The sequence below is a fragment of the Paenibacillus sp. J22FR83 genome (genome assembly GCF_059691955.1).
In genome coordinates, this window is record NZ_JCAUAM010000030.1 from 1 (window position 1) to 15,806 (window position 15,806).

The 15,806-nt window shown below is 44.8% G+C and carries 17 protein-coding genes and 1 tRNA gene; 12 read left to right on the forward strand and 6 right to left on the reverse strand.

The annotated features are described in order from the left end of the window. Positions 1 to 129 precede the first annotated feature (129 nt). A tRNA-Ala gene (locus AC58PV_RS33005) sits at positions 130 to 202 on the reverse strand. A 213-nt stretch (positions 203 to 415) separates the two neighbouring features. Here AC58PV_RS33005 and AC58PV_RS33010 point away from each other — a divergent pair. The 3 genes from AC58PV_RS33010 to AC58PV_RS33020 all read left to right on the forward strand — a co-directional run bounded on the left by AC58PV_RS33010 (position 416) and on the right by AC58PV_RS33020 (position 3,302). Further along, entirely contained in the window at positions 416 to 703 is a 288-nt protein-coding gene (locus AC58PV_RS33010; RefSeq protein ID WP_497437237.1) for a hypothetical protein, read from the forward strand. 17 nt (positions 704 to 720) lie between these two features. Continuing rightward, positions 721 to 1,239 (forward strand): VanZ family protein, encoded by a 519-nt coding sequence (locus tag AC58PV_RS33015; RefSeq protein ID WP_497437239.1) that lies wholly within the window; start codon positions 721 to 723, stop codon positions 1,237 to 1,239. Between the two features lie 242 nt (positions 1,240 to 1,481). Then, entirely contained in the window at positions 1,482 to 3,302 is a 1,821-nt protein-coding gene (locus AC58PV_RS33020; RefSeq protein WP_497437240.1) for an ABC transporter substrate-binding protein, read from the forward strand. Positions 3,303 to 3,317: 15 nt separating this feature from the next. Here the strand turns inward: AC58PV_RS33020 and AC58PV_RS33025 are convergent, their stop codons facing one another. Next, positions 3,318 to 3,581: a hypothetical protein gene (locus AC58PV_RS33025; protein WP_497437241.1), complete on the reverse strand. Its 264-nt coding sequence runs from the start codon at positions 3,579 to 3,581 to the stop codon at positions 3,318 to 3,320. Positions 3,582 to 3,739: 158 nt separating this feature from the next. Here AC58PV_RS33025 and AC58PV_RS33030 point away from each other — a divergent pair, with 158 nt between their 5' ends. Beyond that, positions 3,740 to 4,405, forward strand: coding sequence for a tetratricopeptide repeat protein (locus AC58PV_RS33030; RefSeq protein ID WP_497437243.1), 666 nt, complete (start codon positions 3,740 to 3,742; stop codon positions 4,403 to 4,405). Positions 4,406 to 4,416: 11 nt separating this feature from the next. Here AC58PV_RS33030 and AC58PV_RS33035 read toward each other — a convergent pair whose 3' ends face one another. Continuing rightward, positions 4,417 to 5,478 (reverse strand): acyltransferase, encoded by a 1,062-nt coding sequence (locus AC58PV_RS33035; protein WP_497437244.1) that lies wholly within the window; start codon positions 5,476 to 5,478, stop codon positions 4,417 to 4,419. A gap of 270 nt (positions 5,479 to 5,748) precedes the next feature. Between AC58PV_RS33035 and AC58PV_RS33040 the strand changes: the two genes are divergently transcribed. The 4 genes from AC58PV_RS33040 to AC58PV_RS33055 all read left to right on the forward strand — a co-directional run bounded on the left by AC58PV_RS33040 (position 5,749) and on the right by AC58PV_RS33055 (position 10,360). Further along, entirely contained in the window at positions 5,749 to 6,180 is a 432-nt protein-coding gene (locus tag AC58PV_RS33040; RefSeq protein WP_497437245.1) for a DUF86 domain-containing protein, read from the forward strand. Positions 6,181 to 6,263: 83 nt separating this feature from the next. Next, positions 6,264 to 6,896 carry a helix-turn-helix transcriptional regulator gene (locus AC58PV_RS33045; protein ID WP_497437247.1) on the forward strand — a complete coding sequence of 211 codons (633 nt, stop codon included), beginning with the start codon at positions 6,264 to 6,266 and terminating at the stop codon, positions 6,894 to 6,896. 378 nt (positions 6,897 to 7,274) lie between these two features. Continuing rightward, positions 7,275 to 8,891: an S-layer homology domain-containing protein gene (locus tag AC58PV_RS33050; protein WP_497437320.1), complete on the forward strand. Its 1,617-nt coding sequence runs from the start codon at positions 7,275 to 7,277 to the stop codon at positions 8,889 to 8,891. Positions 8,892 to 9,109: 218 nt separating this feature from the next. Then, positions 9,110 to 10,360 carry a S1C family serine protease gene (locus tag AC58PV_RS33055; RefSeq protein ID WP_497437248.1) on the forward strand — a complete coding sequence of 417 codons (1,251 nt, stop codon included), beginning with the start codon at positions 9,110 to 9,112 and terminating at the stop codon, positions 10,358 to 10,360. A gap of 77 nt (positions 10,361 to 10,437) precedes the next feature. On the opposite strand, the gene AC58PV_RS33060 is transcribed toward AC58PV_RS33055, so the two are convergent. Then, positions 10,438 to 11,073 carry a bifunctional 4-hydroxy-2-oxoglutarate aldolase/2-dehydro-3-deoxy-phosphogluconate aldolase gene (locus AC58PV_RS33060; RefSeq protein ID WP_497437249.1) on the reverse strand — a complete coding sequence of 212 codons (636 nt, stop codon included), beginning with the start codon at positions 11,071 to 11,073 and terminating at the stop codon, positions 10,438 to 10,440. 180 nt (positions 11,074 to 11,253) lie between these two features. On the opposite strand from AC58PV_RS33060, the gene AC58PV_RS33065 reads away from it, so the two are divergent. After that, the gene (locus AC58PV_RS33065; RefSeq protein WP_497437251.1) at positions 11,254 to 11,700 is read left to right on the forward strand and encodes a DUF948 domain-containing protein; all 447 of its coding nucleotides are present in this window, start codon (positions 11,254 to 11,256) and stop codon (positions 11,698 to 11,700) included. Positions 11,701 to 11,714: 14 nt separating this feature from the next. Then, positions 11,715 to 12,080, forward strand: coding sequence for a YtxH domain-containing protein (locus tag AC58PV_RS33070; RefSeq protein WP_497437252.1), 366 nt, complete (start codon positions 11,715 to 11,717; stop codon positions 12,078 to 12,080). 56 nt (positions 12,081 to 12,136) lie between these two features. On the opposite strand, the gene AC58PV_RS33075 is transcribed toward AC58PV_RS33070, so the two are convergent. Together AC58PV_RS33075 and AC58PV_RS33080 are read right to left on the reverse strand one after the other, a co-directional pair. Further along, positions 12,137 to 13,264, reverse strand: a complete 1,128-nt coding sequence (locus AC58PV_RS33075; RefSeq protein WP_497437254.1) for a phosphodiester glycosidase family protein — start codon at positions 13,262 to 13,264, stop codon at positions 12,137 to 12,139. Between the two features lie 119 nt (positions 13,265 to 13,383). After that, positions 13,384 to 14,046, reverse strand: a complete 663-nt coding sequence (locus AC58PV_RS33080) for a helix-turn-helix domain-containing protein (protein WP_497437255.1) — start codon at positions 14,044 to 14,046, stop codon at positions 13,384 to 13,386. 236 nt (positions 14,047 to 14,282) lie between these two features. On the opposite strand from AC58PV_RS33080, the gene AC58PV_RS33085 reads away from it, so the two are divergent. Further along, positions 14,283 to 14,672: a disulfide oxidoreductase gene (locus AC58PV_RS33085; protein WP_068662998.1), complete on the forward strand. Its 390-nt coding sequence runs from the start codon at positions 14,283 to 14,285 to the stop codon at positions 14,670 to 14,672. Positions 14,673 to 14,760: 88 nt separating this feature from the next. Beyond that, positions 14,761 to 15,750 (forward strand): polysaccharide deacetylase family protein, encoded by a 990-nt coding sequence (locus tag AC58PV_RS33090; protein WP_497437256.1) that lies wholly within the window; start codon positions 14,761 to 14,763, stop codon positions 15,748 to 15,750. Positions 15,751 to 15,806: the final 56 nt, after the last annotated feature.

Below are 15,806 nucleotides of genomic sequence, written 5' to 3' on the forward strand. Positions count from 1 at the left end.
TCAGACGCCGTGCTCCTCCGCTACGCTCCGTCCGCGCGGGCGAACCCCTCAGAGGTTCTCACCCCCATACGGCTCCAAAGAACGAAAAAAAGAACATGTCCGATGACATGTTCTTTTTTTCGTTCAATATGGAGCCTAGGGGGATCGAACCCCTGACCTCATCGCTGCCAGCGATGCGCTCTCCCAGCTGAGCTAAGGCCCCGTGATGTCGCTTACAATTAACGTCGACTTTTTGTATTATACATGAATATGACAGGGCAAGCAATACCTGAGACATAGGATTTTTTCAGCGGCTTTTATTCCTTCAAGCTGTATGGCGATTCTGTTGCAATGGGGGGCTGAACGTTGTTTTCAGAGTTATTTTCATGCTAACCTAGTAATATTAACTAGTTGATCGTTTGGGAGTGAAGTAGAAGTGTCAAACGCAGTATTGTATTGGCTTTACTTGGGGATCGCTTTCGTTGTTCCGTTTGTAATTGGTGTCCTTTTGATGCGAAAAACGAATCGTTTAGGATTCTCTTTTTGGATTACGACGGCGTTGAATATAGTGTTAACGGGGCTCGCCGTTTTGTGGTGGAAATCGGTCACGACAGATCAGTTTCAGATGATGTTTGGGATGGCCTTCTATGGTGTATCCGCCGTGAATTTGATGGTTATTGAATTCTTTGCCTTATTCAGTATTCGTAAAAAAATGAATCCGTAAGAGAGAAAGGTGCCGTTATGCCAAAGTCAACACGATCGAAGACGGTATTCTACGTGTTTTTAGTGGCAGCCATTCTGTGGATGGCTTTCATTTTTATGAAGTCTGCCGAGCCTTACCAACAGCAAAGCTTGAAACCATATTTGGAATCGAAATTTTCGACGGATAAATTGAAAGAACATATGCCCAAAGTGAAATTTACATATGATCAACAAGTGATTTCATGGCAAGATCCTATTAATTTAATTGAATTCTTCATAAGAAAAGCAGGGCACGTTAGCGAATACGCTGTGCTTGCCCTGCTTTGGTCGATCGCTTTACTTGCCAAACCTGTCAGAATGAACATAGCTTTGATCAGCTCCTTCCTAATCTCATTGCTGTACGCAATGTCGGATGAATGGCATCAATCGTTCGTGAAAGACCGAACGGGTCACGGCATCGATGTAGTCGTCGACGGAGTTGGTATTGTGTGTGCGCTCATTCTGATTGTACTAGTAGTTACGATACGGAATCGAATTAAATCCAGAAGAATAAGCTAGTTAGAAGTACGTAGACTTTTCTTTTTTTACCAGATTGCCATTTCCAGTGTTCGCGGGATTGGCTTTCCAAATCGTGCTGTTGCCACTCCATTAATTTCTCTGATACATAGAGGTCTGTTGGTTGCATATGAGGGTCACTTTCCTTTCTTTTCCTGATACGCTTAGTTTACGCTAGAATAAGGGGAACAAAAAGAGTATAATTCACTTCAAAGATTTCCCCTTTTATAGAAAGGACGCCAACGATGCAACTACTCACTCATTTTCTGGAGCTGCGTGCAGGTTTTGAGCATGGTGTTGAGCATAAACCACAGCCCATTACGTTAGAAGAATTGGCGGAGAGGTTATATTGCTCGACACGGAATGTGAAGATTTTATTGAAAAAAATGAGTGACCATAACTGGATTTCTTGGAAACCCGGACGGGGTAGAGGGAACATTTCTGAGCTTACTTTTTTGGTCTCCTCGGAAGACATGATCTCGAAACAAGCGATGGAGCTTGCTAATCGAGGTGATTATTTAGGCACGATCGAGCTGATACATCAACTAGGCAAGGGAGAAACACTGCAGGACTCCTTTATCGAGTGGTTGTTCAGCTTTTTTGGCTACAGGGCGGTCGAGCATGAGGAACGCTTTAAGGATACGTTACGTGTCCCTGTTTACAAATGGTTGGTGACGCTGGATCCTGCGCAGACTTTTTTTGCCTTTGATTTCCACCTGGCGAGTCAAATTTTCGATACCCTTATCCGCTATAATCTGCAGACAATGGTGATTGAGCCTCATTTGGCACATTATTGGGAAATTAGTGAGGATGGCTTGCATTATACGTTTTATTTGCGCAAAGGCGTGCTGTTCCATCACGGCAGAGAAATGACAGCACATGATGTGTGTTACTCGTTATCGCGATTAAAGAAGCTTGGTCAAGCCGCCACGCAAGGTTGGATGACCGAAAGTATCGAGTCGATTACGGTGTTGAATCGTAGTGCGATTGCAATTGAATTAAATCAGCCGAACGTGCTGTTTCTTCAACAGTTGGCTCATACCTCGATGGCGATTGTCCCAGAGGAAATTTGCCGGGATAATGAATCGATTTTTGGGCGTATGCCCATTGGGACGGGGCCGTTCAGGTTGGAGAGAAACGATGATTACATATGCAAGCTGCGTGCGTTTGATAATTATTTCGGCGTGAGGCCGCATATGGATCTCGTAGAATTCTGGCTGCTGCCAACAGATCTGCAGGAATCAACGCCAAGTTGGGATACGATTCAAGTGTATCGTGGGCAATCGAATTCGATGAAGCCAGTAGGTGTGATCGATAAAGACTCCGAATGGCGCCAAATTGAACAAACGATTATGGGATGCAGTTTAATCACGTTTAATTGTAATAAAAGAGGGCCTCAGTTCCATCCTAACTTTCGTAAAGCAGTTGATTTGGTTATAGATCGTGAGCGTATGATCGGTGAGCTAGGAGGTTTTCGAGAAGCGCCTGCGAGCAGCTTTATCCCGACAATGGAGCCGTTAGTTAGCAGGTCAAGGACTGATATTGCAGAAGCCAAACGTTTGCTAAATGAAATGGGCTACAAGGGCGAGACGCTACATATGTATGTCTATCGGAACAATAATGATGATGCCATGTGGATTTGCAGGCAGTGCGAGCAGATTGGAATTCCCATTGAGATTACAATTCGAAGCGAGTCTGATATGACGCAAATGGATACGATTGACGAAGCTGATCTTATTTTTTATCACATATGCATGGAAAGCAATTATGATCTTCATATCATTCAAACATTGAAACAAAGCAACAGCTATGTGCGTGCACATTTGAACAAAGAGCGGAAGGCGTGGGTGGATTCGAAAATGCAGGGGATTCTGAGTAATCCTAATCTGGATGATCGAATTGCAGGATTACATGAATTGGTTGCTGAGCTTCAGGAGGAGAAATCGTTCCTTTTCGTTCTGCATCGCTCCCAACAAACGACGTATCATGATTCGATTAAAGGGGTAACGATCAACGATTTAGGATGGATTGATTTCCGGGAAATTTGGTTTACACCAAGTGTTTGAATGAAAAAAACGACCTCACGGTCGTCTAGGAGCAGGTGGCTCAAAACGGTGTTCCATCGCAACCCAGCGTCCATTCGCAACGAAAAAGCCGATGAATGCGAACACAATTAGGCGAATTGGAATCCAAGTGGAATTAATGGAGTGGGACACTACTAATTCGAGCAACGTCGTTAGGAGTGTAGCCCCGATTCCCCATGGAACGATGCCGAACGTAACTAAATATCTGGAGCGGCCTAGGTTCTTTCTTTTAAGCCATATAGCCTTATGCGAATCTTTCATGTCAAAGCTCCCTTTTTTCTTTCTAGTATAGCACTGCTGGCGGAAAATCTCGAATGATGATAGAAGGCTTCACTTTGAAAAGTTGTTTTTCTTCGTAGAGGGTAAACATAATCAGCATAATATGGTAGTATAAGGAAGTTGAAAAGGGGGAACACATCATGCTTATCAAAATACTACTGTTTGGTTTGCTCTGGCGAATCGTGGGTAATCCATTGCTCGCCCTGCTTATTTTACTTGTTATTCTTTACGTATTGGATAGAAGATACGTTGGCATTCTGCCAAATGTTTGGCGACCGTTTCAGTTAAACCGCAAAGCAGCACGTCTGCGAATTGACCTTCATTCGAACCCGCACAATACGTCAGCGAAGCTGGACTTGGCACGTATTCTAATCGAACGCAAAAAATATCAAGATGCGCTGCCCTACTTGGAACAAACACTGCCAATCATGCAGGAATCTGCTGACGTTCATTATGAAATTGGACTGTGTCAACTGAAACTAGGCAGGATTGACAAGGGTGAAACCTATATGCTGAGGGCAATTGAACTCAATCCACGTGTAAAATATGGCGAAGCCTACCTGCGCCTTGGCGAGGCTCTGGCTCCCCATGCGCCTGAGCGTGCGGCGCAGTTTATTGAACAATTCCGCGACCTGCACTCCTCGTCGGTCGAGGCATACTACCGTCTAGGCCAGCTGTATCAGCAGCTCGGCCGCCAGGAAGACGCCAAGCGCGCGTACCGCGAAGCGCTGGACATCTACCGCGGCTTGCCACGCTACAGCCGCAGACAGCAGCGGCGCTGGGCCTGGCTAGCGCGCATGAAATAGAAAGGTTCCGCTCATCTGCGAGCGGAACCTTTTTGCATGGCGCGCGCGTAACCGCGCGCCAGCAGCCAAGCGCCCAGCAGCCCGATCAGGACGGCTGCTGCGGTGTGCACATCATAGAGCCAGATGCGCCCAGGCGCTGGCTCTGGTGCGACGCGATCCCACAGGGTGAGGATCGCGGGATGCACGAGATAGATGCCGAAGGAGGCCGCGCCTAAGGCAGACAAGAAGGCACTGAAGCGTGAGCCGCGCGCCAGTAAGTTGCGCGCCCACGGCACGCAGACGAGTGGGATGGTCAGGCAGTAAGCGAGCAAGGCAAGCTCGAACCACGTATTTTCGATCATAGCAAGACTATACTGCTGTAGCAGGAGCATCCCTATATAAGCGCCACCAGCCACATAGACGGCGCTCCATATCCCTCTTTTGTAACGAATCGCCCAAGTCACTATCGCTGGATAATAGATGCCCATGAAAGCGCCAAAGCAGAAGGTAGCCGTATAGCTTAAGCACAACGTCGCATATTCTGGTAGCGGAACTACCCAATGATGCAAGGTATAGGAAGCCGCTTGAATGCCAATACCTAGAGGAATTAGACCGCGCCGAAGCCAGGCATAACGTTTGACCAGAGGAATGATCAAGGGGAAGAGCGCATAAAACTGGACGATAACGACAATGTAATAGAGATGATAGCTCGCGTTGCCTGACAGAAGCAATTTTAATAGATGAAGCGCATCCACTTGTATCGTGCCATGAAACATGATCTGATTATACAAATAATAGAAGATAGACCAACTGACATAAGGAATTAATATCTTTTGCAGTCTTTTTGTCCAAAATACGCGTGCCATCCCTGACTCCCAGCGGTCATAATAGGAATAGAACAAGACGAGACCACTAATCCAGATGAACAAAGGAACAGTAAACAAACTTGCTTTATTCAGCATGAAAAAGAAGGCCTGAGACCCTGTACCAACAGGAAGTTGAGTGGCGCCAGAGGTACCATGAATGAGTACAACGGCGAAGATCGCAAGTGCGCGTACAATGTCGATTTCTGACAGTTTGGGCTTAGATAACATGGGGGGAAACTCTCCTTTTTTCTCTCGTTTCACTGTAACATGATCCCCATAGGAGGACAATGCCTCTAGGAATGAAAGCCTGTGTAGCTTGACGCTCTCACCTACCCGAGATAAACTGTTGATAGCATGTAATGAGATCAATCAAGAGGGTGAATGAACGTGAGTTATGAATATTTGATGCAGGCGGTTTTGCTCATATTTTTGGTGATTATCACTTTTTTTGCGATGTTGGTATGGACGAAATGGCGAAAAAGAGGACGGAGATAGACCATGTACTTTATTAATCATGAACAAATCGATGGACGTATTCAGTTTCTATCGGTATTAGCTGAAGCGAGTCAGCAATTAGAGGCACAGTGGGCAGAAGGTAAACAGGATCTGACATGGCAGCTCTCTCAAGAACGCGTACTTCATTTGGCGATTGAAACCGTAACAGATGTAGGGAGCTTGCTTATTGATGCTTTTATTCTCAGAGATGCAAGCAGTTATGAGGATATTGTAGAAATTGTACAAGGTGAAGGCGCATATTCAGAGTCTTTAACGGAGATTTTGCTCCAATTAGTGAAGCTGCGTAAGCCGCTTGTTCAAGACTTTGTAGAATGGCAACGTCAAGACTTGCATCCATTAATACCTAAACTCCCAGCGGCTTTTGAGGAATTCGCGGCATCTGTTCGCGCGTTTATTAAGAGTGAATTGGCATAACATACATAAGTGTTTCATAATTTACTTATTGACTGTGATGCTGTAAAATGAGACTTAAACGAGTTCCGAGGACAGGTGAGAGCATGAATCCAACACTAGAAACATCAACGCGTAAAGTGATTCTTTCTATGCTCAAAACGCAAGGGTCGTTGAGTGTTCAAGATATGGCCAAACAACTCGGAATCACTGAGATGGCAGTAAGGCGACATATTCATTCGATGGAGAAGGACGATCTGCTCGAGGCTAAGCTCGTCAGGCAAGCGATGGGACGTCCGACAAGTGTGTATACGTTGGCTCCTCAAGCGGACGAATTATTTCCCAAGAAATACTCGCAGTTAACCTTGGATTTATTAGACGAGTTATTAGAAGACGAAGGCCAAGATAAAATTGAACGGCTTTTTGAAGGCAGACAGGGGAAACTGGAAGCTCGCTATCAGTCAAGGATGCAAGCCGAAAGCTTAGGGGAACGCGTAGCTGAACTAGCGCAGATTCAGAATGAGAATGGCTATATGGTTGACTGGTATCCGCAAGGTGACGATGCCTATATCTTCAATGAGCACAATTGTCCGATTGCGAAGGTAGCTAATACCTTTCAGCAGGCATGTCAGTGTGAATTATCGCTGTTCCGAAATCTGCTAGATGCCCAAGTAGAACGTACAGAGTGTCTTGCCAAAGGTGCTAACAAATGTGTGTATATCATACGTCAAAATAAATAGTTTGGAAGAGAAGAAGTTAAGCGGACGATGTCTGTCTTAACTTCTTTTTTTTGCATTGTGCTAATGGAAGCGCAAGCAGTTGGCACCCCCAGGGACACTGAGATAGTCGAATTCTTCGCCTATCCCGGTGCGAATCTTATCCTCGCTTTATTATTTTCACATATCCGGTTTCACGGACTCAGGATGTGTTTAAACATATATAGGTAGATTAATTTTGGGACAAATTTCCAAGTGACGGACTAAAATCACTCCTAATCTATCGAAGTCTATACTACCTAGATAGCAGAGGAGGTGAATCTATTGAATATAAGGAAAAATCAACTCGATTCTAGTTCTAATCAAATAGAGAGAAAAAGGAGTGCATTCAGAGTGAAATCAATGATTGGGAAAATATCCCATGCTTTGGCTCTATTCATGATTGTTTCTATTCTCGTACCTGTCATTGCATTTGGGGCAACGCTAGGCATTAAGTCGTACACATACGACAAGACAACTGGGAATGTAACAGCAACCGTTTATAGCGATGTATATGACAATGTATCTGGAGCTGTGTATCTGAATGTGTATGCTCCTGATCTTCATTTATTGAAGAAAGCTTACTTGTCAGATTACACCACCACGGAGACTGTAAATGGCGTTACCTATTACAATTTCACATTTAATACAGGGATAACAGCTAATGTCTATGATGCCGTATATTTATCAGGTCAATATAGTTCTACAGTTTCTAGCCGTGTATATGCGACGGATGCCAACCCCGATGTGCCAGGATGTACGAACTGCGGTGGAGGGTATGGCGGAGGAGGTTGGTATCCACCGGTAGCGGGGACTAGTATTTCCGTTCCTATGACAGGTGAAGTTAATGAAGATAGCTTGAAAAATGCATTAGCTGCGTATACCAACATTGAACTCACATTATCCGGTGACATTGTCCTTATTCCAGCTTCTGCCTTAGTTGATGCTGTAGGTAAAACGGGCTCGACCATTACTGTACGATCAGACAATGGCACTTATATGCTTCCTCTTTCTATTTTAGATCTGAATGCGTTAGCGCAAACGCTAGGTATTCCTATGAAGGATCTTAAGATCAAAGTAAGCATTACGAAGCTTACCGGCGATTCTGCCGCCGCGGTTACTTCTGCAGCTACTTCTATCGGTGCAAAAGCAATTGCGGATGCAGTAGACTTTCATGTAGTTGCTCTAGGACCTGGAGACAAAACGACTTCGATTGATTTTGGCAAAACGTATGTAGCACGTTCCATTACTATCTCAAATACGGTAGATACGAAGAAGGTAACAGGCGTACTCTACAATGAGACAACGAAGAAGCTAAGCTTTGTTCCGGCAATCTTCGAAGTTAAAGATGGTAAAACAGTTGCAACATTGAAGCGTAACGGCAATAGTATCTACACAGTAGTTGAAATGAACAAAACCTTTACAGATACGGCGTTCCATTGGTCTAGGGATGATGTAAGTCTCCTTGCCAATAAGCTAGTGATTGATGGGATGACAGATACAACATTCGCTCCCGAGCTTTCCATTACCCGTGCAGAATTTGCAGCACTGGCTGTTCGTTCCTTAGGTTTAACTCAAAATACTACAACTGCTATATTCAGCGATGTCGATGCTTCCGATTGGTATGCAACGACAGTTGCTACTGCAGCTAAAGCGGGCATAATTGATGGTTATGAAGATGGTACATTTAAGCCAAATGCTCAAATCACTCGTGAAGAGCTTGCTGCTATGATTGTACGAACAATGAATTATGCAGGATTGAAAGCAAATCTCTCTGATTCACAGCAACAAGCGCTATTAAGCAAATTCAGCGATTCTAACAATATCGTGTGGGCGCAGCGAGAAATTGCTACTGCGATCGATGCTGGTATTATCAATGGTATGACGGATACCACGATCGGTTCGAGCAACCAAGCAACTCGTGCAGAAGCCGCTACTATGTTGAAACGTTTCCTAAGTAAGGCCGGATTCATTAACTAATATTTTTAATAAGGGAAACCTGATCTGTGGACTAACGTGTCCCAAGATCAGGTTTTTTATTGCCGTCCGCGATCCGCCCTTCGTCATACCCTTCAGCATACTTTCAGCTAGTATTCATTCAGCTATCAGCCCAATTTAAGTAACACTTCAGGTTAGCGTTCTATACTTAGTCTATCAGCAAGACAAACAAATGATAGCAATCGAGAGGCGGTAATCGTATGAATGAAGACATGAACAATAAAGTGAACTTGAATGACATAAAAGTTGTAAAAACTAGCAACTCAAGAGTCAAGCCAATCTTTGCGGCTTTTATGGCAGGGGCAGTTGTCGTAGGCGGATTGATGTTTACTTCGGACAAATTGAACCTGTTTGGCTATGATACGCAAACTGTGCTCTCAAGTAGCTCCGCTGCTTCTGCAGCGAACTCTGCTGCGGCTGGTGTCCAAACGGCGTCGCTGAACAATTTGGGAACCAATAGCATTTCTCAAATTACGAAAGCGTCGAGTCCAGCCATTGTCAAAATTGAAACGAGAGTAAAGCAAACAAGCACACCAGGCAATCGTAGAAATTCGCAACAGCAAGGAACGCAAAGTGGAGATACGATCGAAAATGGGATCGGCTCTGGGTTCATTTTTGAAGATAGCGGCTATATCTTAACGAACGAGCATGTGATTGACGGAGCAGATGAAATTGATGTATACGTACAAGGTTATGATACCCCGTTCAAGGCAACGTTACTTGGGAACAGCTATGATTTAGATTTGGCCGTACTCAAAATTCAAGGAGACAAGGCTTTCCCTGCGCTAAAAATCGGGGACTCAGATGCTGCAGAAGTAGGCGAGTGGGTTGTTGCGATTGGCAATCCTTATGACTTCGATTACTCGGTTACGACAGGCGTATTAAGTGCCAAGGAACGTGAAATCAGCATTGATGATGAGCAGGGGACACGGAATTACAAGCACTTGTTACAAACGGATACTGCCATTAACCCTGGAAACTCCGGTGGTCCGCTCTTGAACTTGAATGGAGAAGTAATAGGAATTAATACGGCTGTTAATGCCGAAGCACAGGGAATGGGCTTTGCGATTCCAGCTAGTACGATAAGCGCAGTCGTTGATAAATTGAAAAATAACGAAACCATTGCCAAAGATCCAGCCCCTTACATTGGAGTAGCGCTGCAAAATATTACAGATGACATGCTGCAGGATTTGAAGATTAATAGCACCAATGGTGTGGTAGTGGCAGAAGTGCAGCAAGGTTCACCAGCTTTCAAAGCGGGAATCCGCCAGTATGATGTTATTACAGATGTGAATGGTAAAGGTATTGCCAATACGGAAGAGCTTACGAAAGCGGTTCAAGCCGCGGCAGTTGGCGATGCTTTGAAGGTGAAAATTTCGCGCGAAGGCCAAACGAAGGAGGTATCTGTCCAAGTTGGCGATAAAAATGCAGCAACAGCTTATCAGAGTTAACGGAGACACTAAAGAACGGAGCCGCGATCATTCGCGAGCTCCGTTTCTTCATGTATCGCCGTAATTATCGAGTAATCTTATGCATGCGCTGCAGCAAGCAATTGAATAGCCTTATCCGTGATCCAACCGAAATTACCGGCTTCAATTTCTTTCAGGTTAATGAGCGAGCCGCCAATGCCTAAGCCATAACAGCCAACGCTCAGAAATTGCTTGATATTGGCTTCGGTTACGCCACCTACAGCAATCATTGGGATGGTGTCCAGAGGGCCCATCAATTCTTTGATGTAAGGCAAGCCCAAGCTTGCGCTTGGGAATATTTTAACCGCGGTAGCTCCGGCTTTCCATGCTTTCACAACTTCGGTAGGCGTCATCGCACCAGGGAAGATCGGAATCCCCTCCTGTTTCGACCAACGAATGACCTCTTCATCCAAATTCGGCGTAACCAGGAAAGAAGCCCCGGCAGCAACAGCTTGCTTAGCATCCTCCAGATCCAGTACAGTGCCTGCTCCGATGAACATGCGGTCTCCCCATTGTTCTTGAAGGTTAGTGATCATGGAGAGTGCACCAGGCGTGTTTAACGTTACTTCCATGACGGTGACTCCACCTTTGTGAAGTGCTTCAGCAACAGACTGAATGTGCTCTCCCTTCACGCCTCGAACGATTGCCACAATCCGTGTACGCTCAATTTCTTGTATGCCTTGTTCTCGGTTCATTTCTCGTTTCCCCCAAATCAATTCCTAAGTATTTGTTGTTTATTATGACAGGTTCCAGAAATTTTTCCAATCCGTTTGTGTCAAAACAAGCCCTACCTACCTATACTGTAGTAATTCATAGGCATTCGTCTAGAAGCCACATCAATTCTCACAGCTTTCAGCTCATAGGAGGTGACCTACATGACATGGAGTGAGATCAGTATCGTCAGCTTGGCCGTTGCTTGTTTAGTGCTCATTGTATTTATCGTTCGAACGCTCATTACAGCTGCGCGAACGCTTCGCTTGTTAGGGGACACGGTTATCGAAGTTAAACAGGGAGTTGTCCATACGACAGAGCACGCGGAGAATCTAATGAAGCAATTAGGGCAGCTTACGGAAGAGGTACATTTGCAAGTTCTTGCTTTAGAGCCAAGTATGCAATCGGTTGAAAAGGCAGGGAAGGCAGTAGGGGAAGTTGCTTCCTTACTAAGCAAAGCCTCACGGATGATGAACGATTCCTTGCTAGGTGCGGAAAAGGTCGTACATACGCATCAGAAGCGTATCTACGACATCATGGAATGGGCAACCACAGGGTATGAGCTATGGCAGAGATGGCAGGCGCAGCGAAGTGCGAAATCAGATCATTAAGGAGTGGATATCACATGTCCAATGGAAAAAAAGGAAAAGATCTTCTCGTCGGTGCAGTCGTAGGTGGTTTAGTTGGGGCTGCAGCAGCGTTGCTGTTCGCACCAAAATCAGGTCGTGAACTACGCAGTGATATTGCAGAAGGAGCTGCTGTTGTAAGTGACAAGACCGTTCAATTGGCGACGACAGTTAGTCAAAAAACGCAAGCAGCTGCCAAAACAGTAAGTACGACAACTACGGACCTCGTAGGTAAAGCTAAGGATACAGCAGCAAGTGTTGTCGAATCCGTTCGCTCCTGGAAGGATTCGCAATCCGAAGAGGACGTTCAAGATGAGATCGCAGCTTCTGAAGCAGCAGAGGATTTAGTCATTGTAGGACGTTAATTTCTATAAAAAGAAGCAGAGCGCTCCGTCTAGGAGTACTCTGCTTCTTTCTTGTTTTACCATTTGGAAGGATCAATTTTACTAATATCCAGCCCTTCCCAAACATTCTTAATAACAGCGGTCTCTGGATGATCGAATAGCAGCCATGCGGTAGGGAGATAGCGCTCGCCGTATTCACTTGAAGGTTTATTAATAATAGCATTATTATGGACCAATACGGTTGAGGCGCCCCCATCCAAGTTAGCCGCGGTAATCGCGCCATGGGCTAAGAAAATTTCTTGTATATCATAGAGCGTTGCGCCGATACTGTGCGTTTGTCTGCCATCAATGACCGCGAAGAGAATCGATCCGTCTTTCGTTTGAGCCATGCATGTGCGTGGTGCGATGCCCCAGCCGTCCGCTTGGCTTTTGACTTGGCCTACACCGTTCACGATGAACCGTGGGCTGAAGGAGACAGCTTCCTGAACGCCCATTTCAAGTAGCTCAGATACTTTGTATTTGCCTGAAATCATTCGGCCTTGCTTATCAATCCCAACGATCTGTACGGTACCGTTTATCCCTTTGTCATTGTAGAAAATTTTGCCTCCTGAGATCACAACGCCTTCTGGTTGAAAGCCATTGCCCTCCCAGTTCGGATCAATGAATCCTCCGCCATTCACACCGAGGATGGCTCCCGTACGTTTGACCATAGAAGATACTTTCTCACCTTTACCTACTTTCTCTGGTACTGCGATACGAAGCTTGGTAGGGTCTGAAATCGTAACAAGTTTGCCTTTGAAATTGGGACCCGATATGTTTTCGATGGTTACTAAATCTTTTTTGACTGGAGCTACAGCTTCTGTAGGCGTGTAGGATGGCAGAGGTGCGATTTCTACAAGTCCTCGATCCTTTTCCGTACCCATTTCGTCAAAACTCTTCGTATATGCAGCTACGCGTCTCTGCAACTCGGATGTGCCAATTAAATATTTGGCCCATTCCCGATGCTGCGTGGTGATGATCGTATCTGCCATCATAAAACGCAGGCTCGATCCCGAAGCAGTCAGGAAAAACCAACATAAACCTAGAATGGCTGCAAGGGTAATCGTAAGTAGTGTATACGACACAAAGCGTATGCCTGCAGAACGTTTGTGCTTTACGCGAGTTTGCAAGGTAGTCTGTCGGGTATTCGTTTGTTGAACAGCCATGCTTAAGCATCTATCCTCTCTAACGCTAATGGAGTCCACACTGTCAACTAGTAAGACGAAAAGAAAGGAGAATAAGTTTCAGATTTCCCTGAAAATGTTCTCCTTTTTTTGTAAAATGTTTAATTTTGTCGTTGAAGTGAGGCGAGTAGAGAGTCAGTAATCGGACTCCTCTCATATTGATACTCAAGATCATTTCCGGCATGATAGGCGACACTGCGTAAGATAAGGTCGTGATATTTCTTTTGACGCAAGGCAGCGATTGTCACGCTAAGACTCACGCCTAGCGGATCAAAATATAGCTTGCCAGCCTGCGCATCATATTTCTTCACGTGGGACAAATTGACGAATAAGTCGGTATCCATTTTCTTAAAACCTTGATCTTCTAGTTGATCTAGGAAATGGCTGAAATCTAATAGTGATTGCATCGGAATCGTACGATTGCCGAGCCGTGTATGATACGTCATTTCGGTAGATCCAATTTCTATAAAAAGAATGTCAGCTAGTGGCAGAGTGGGCAGTGCTGTTTGGTTGTCTGGGTTACCTGTTTCCAGATATCCAGCTTTCTCCATAAGATCTGTATACGAAAACTTATAGGCATCCGACAGTTTCTTTAGTGTGATAGGGGATGGTTTAATCTTCTCATTCGTCGAACGGTTACGCTCTAATTCTAAATCGCGAATATAGGCATGGGACAGGCCGCTCTTATTGGCAGCTTCACGTAAGGACATCTTTCCTCGCAAGCTCTCCAGAAATTTACCGAATCCTTCAAATTGCTTCATCATAAGAATCCCTCCATATGTTAATTGTAATTGAATTGGCGTAAAATTGAAACGATTATAGCACTTATTGGTACTAATTACCTGAGTGGATTGTGAACATCTTATATGATTCGTAAGCAAAATGCGAATTTAGTAGGTCGGGAGAATCAACCCCGTGACTTCTTTCATCTATTTTTTTATAATAGGGTAGAAGAGAGGGGACGATTTCATTGTTCAAAAAATGGCTGAGAGACAACGGCATGCATATTTCATGGCTAGTTGCCTTAGTTGCGACGCTTGGAAGCTTATATTTTTCTGAAATCTTGCATTATGCGCCATGTAAACTATGCTGGTACCAGCGTATACTTATGTACCCATTGGTTGTCATTCTTGGGATTGCATCCGTTCGCAGAGATTACAAGTTAACGATCTATGTATTGCCTTTAACAATTTGGGGAGCCTGTATCTCCATCTATCATGTTTTATTACAAATGGGTGTTTTCAAAGAAACGGGTACAGGTTGTGGTCCCATTGCTTGTGATACCGACTATTTGAATTGGCTTGGCTTTATTACGATTCCAATGCTGGCTGGAACAGCATTTATCTTACTGACGGTTCTACAATACTTGACTTATCGCGCTACAAAATAACGCCAAAAATCTAACGTTAGGCAGGTAATTTGTCATTCACTGTCGAATAGGCATGGAAGAAGAATCCATTCTAACCGAGGTGTATATCATGACTAAACATACCCATAAAGCTGCACTGCTGATCGTACTGAGTGTTTCGTTGGTCGGTTGTGCAGATATAAGCCTAACGTCTCCTGTCGGCACGGAAGTGGCTGCCACAGCCAGTCCAGTTATTTCCCCTAGATTTTCACCAACACCTTCTCCAACCCAAACCGTTAAACCATCTCCAACGCCTACACCAACACCGCAGCCAACGATTGTCCCGAGTGCTTCACCGACAGCTTCGCCGAAGCCTAGTGCAACGCCTAAAGCCACAGCGGATCCTGCCAAAACGAAACCGATATCCGCAGATCGGACTCCGTATTCCTGGTACTATATGAAGAAAAAAACAGGGCAAGTTCCTGATTTCCCGCATGAAACCAAAACCTTTACCAGTGACCAGAAAGCGGTCTGGGTTGGTACAGGGAAGAAAGTATATTTAACCATTGATGCCGGAGGGCCTCTCATTGAAGTTGATCTCATGCTCAAATCACTCAAAGAGAACAATGTGAAAGCGAACTTTTTTATCACAGGAAACAACATTAAGAAGAACCCGGAATATTTGAAAAGAATCGTGGCAGACGGTCATTATGTAGCGAACCATACGATGACGCACACGGATTTTAATGACTTGACGGATGATCAAATTCGCAAGGAAATTAAGGATTTTGAAGTCGTGTATAAGCAAATTACCGGTAAAGATGTCGGAAACTATTTCCGTTTCCCTTACGGTCACTATAATCCGCATAACTTAAGTTTGGTATCGGAAATGGGCTATACCTCTGTGTTCTGGTCAACGGCCATGCGTGACTGGGAACCAAGAGCGAATGGCGCTGAGGATCCGTACAACGATATCATGAATAATCTACATGACGGTAACGTGATTCTGATGCATCAAGGTTCCATTGAGAACATGCAGGCACTTGATCGTATTTGTAAAGAAATCAAAAAGAGAGGGTATGAGTTCGGTCTTGTAACGGAGCTTCAACCCAAAAAGTAAAGAAGATTAGGTCGAAATCTGTGTCGTACTCTTGGTACCTTTAAGCTTGGCCGCAC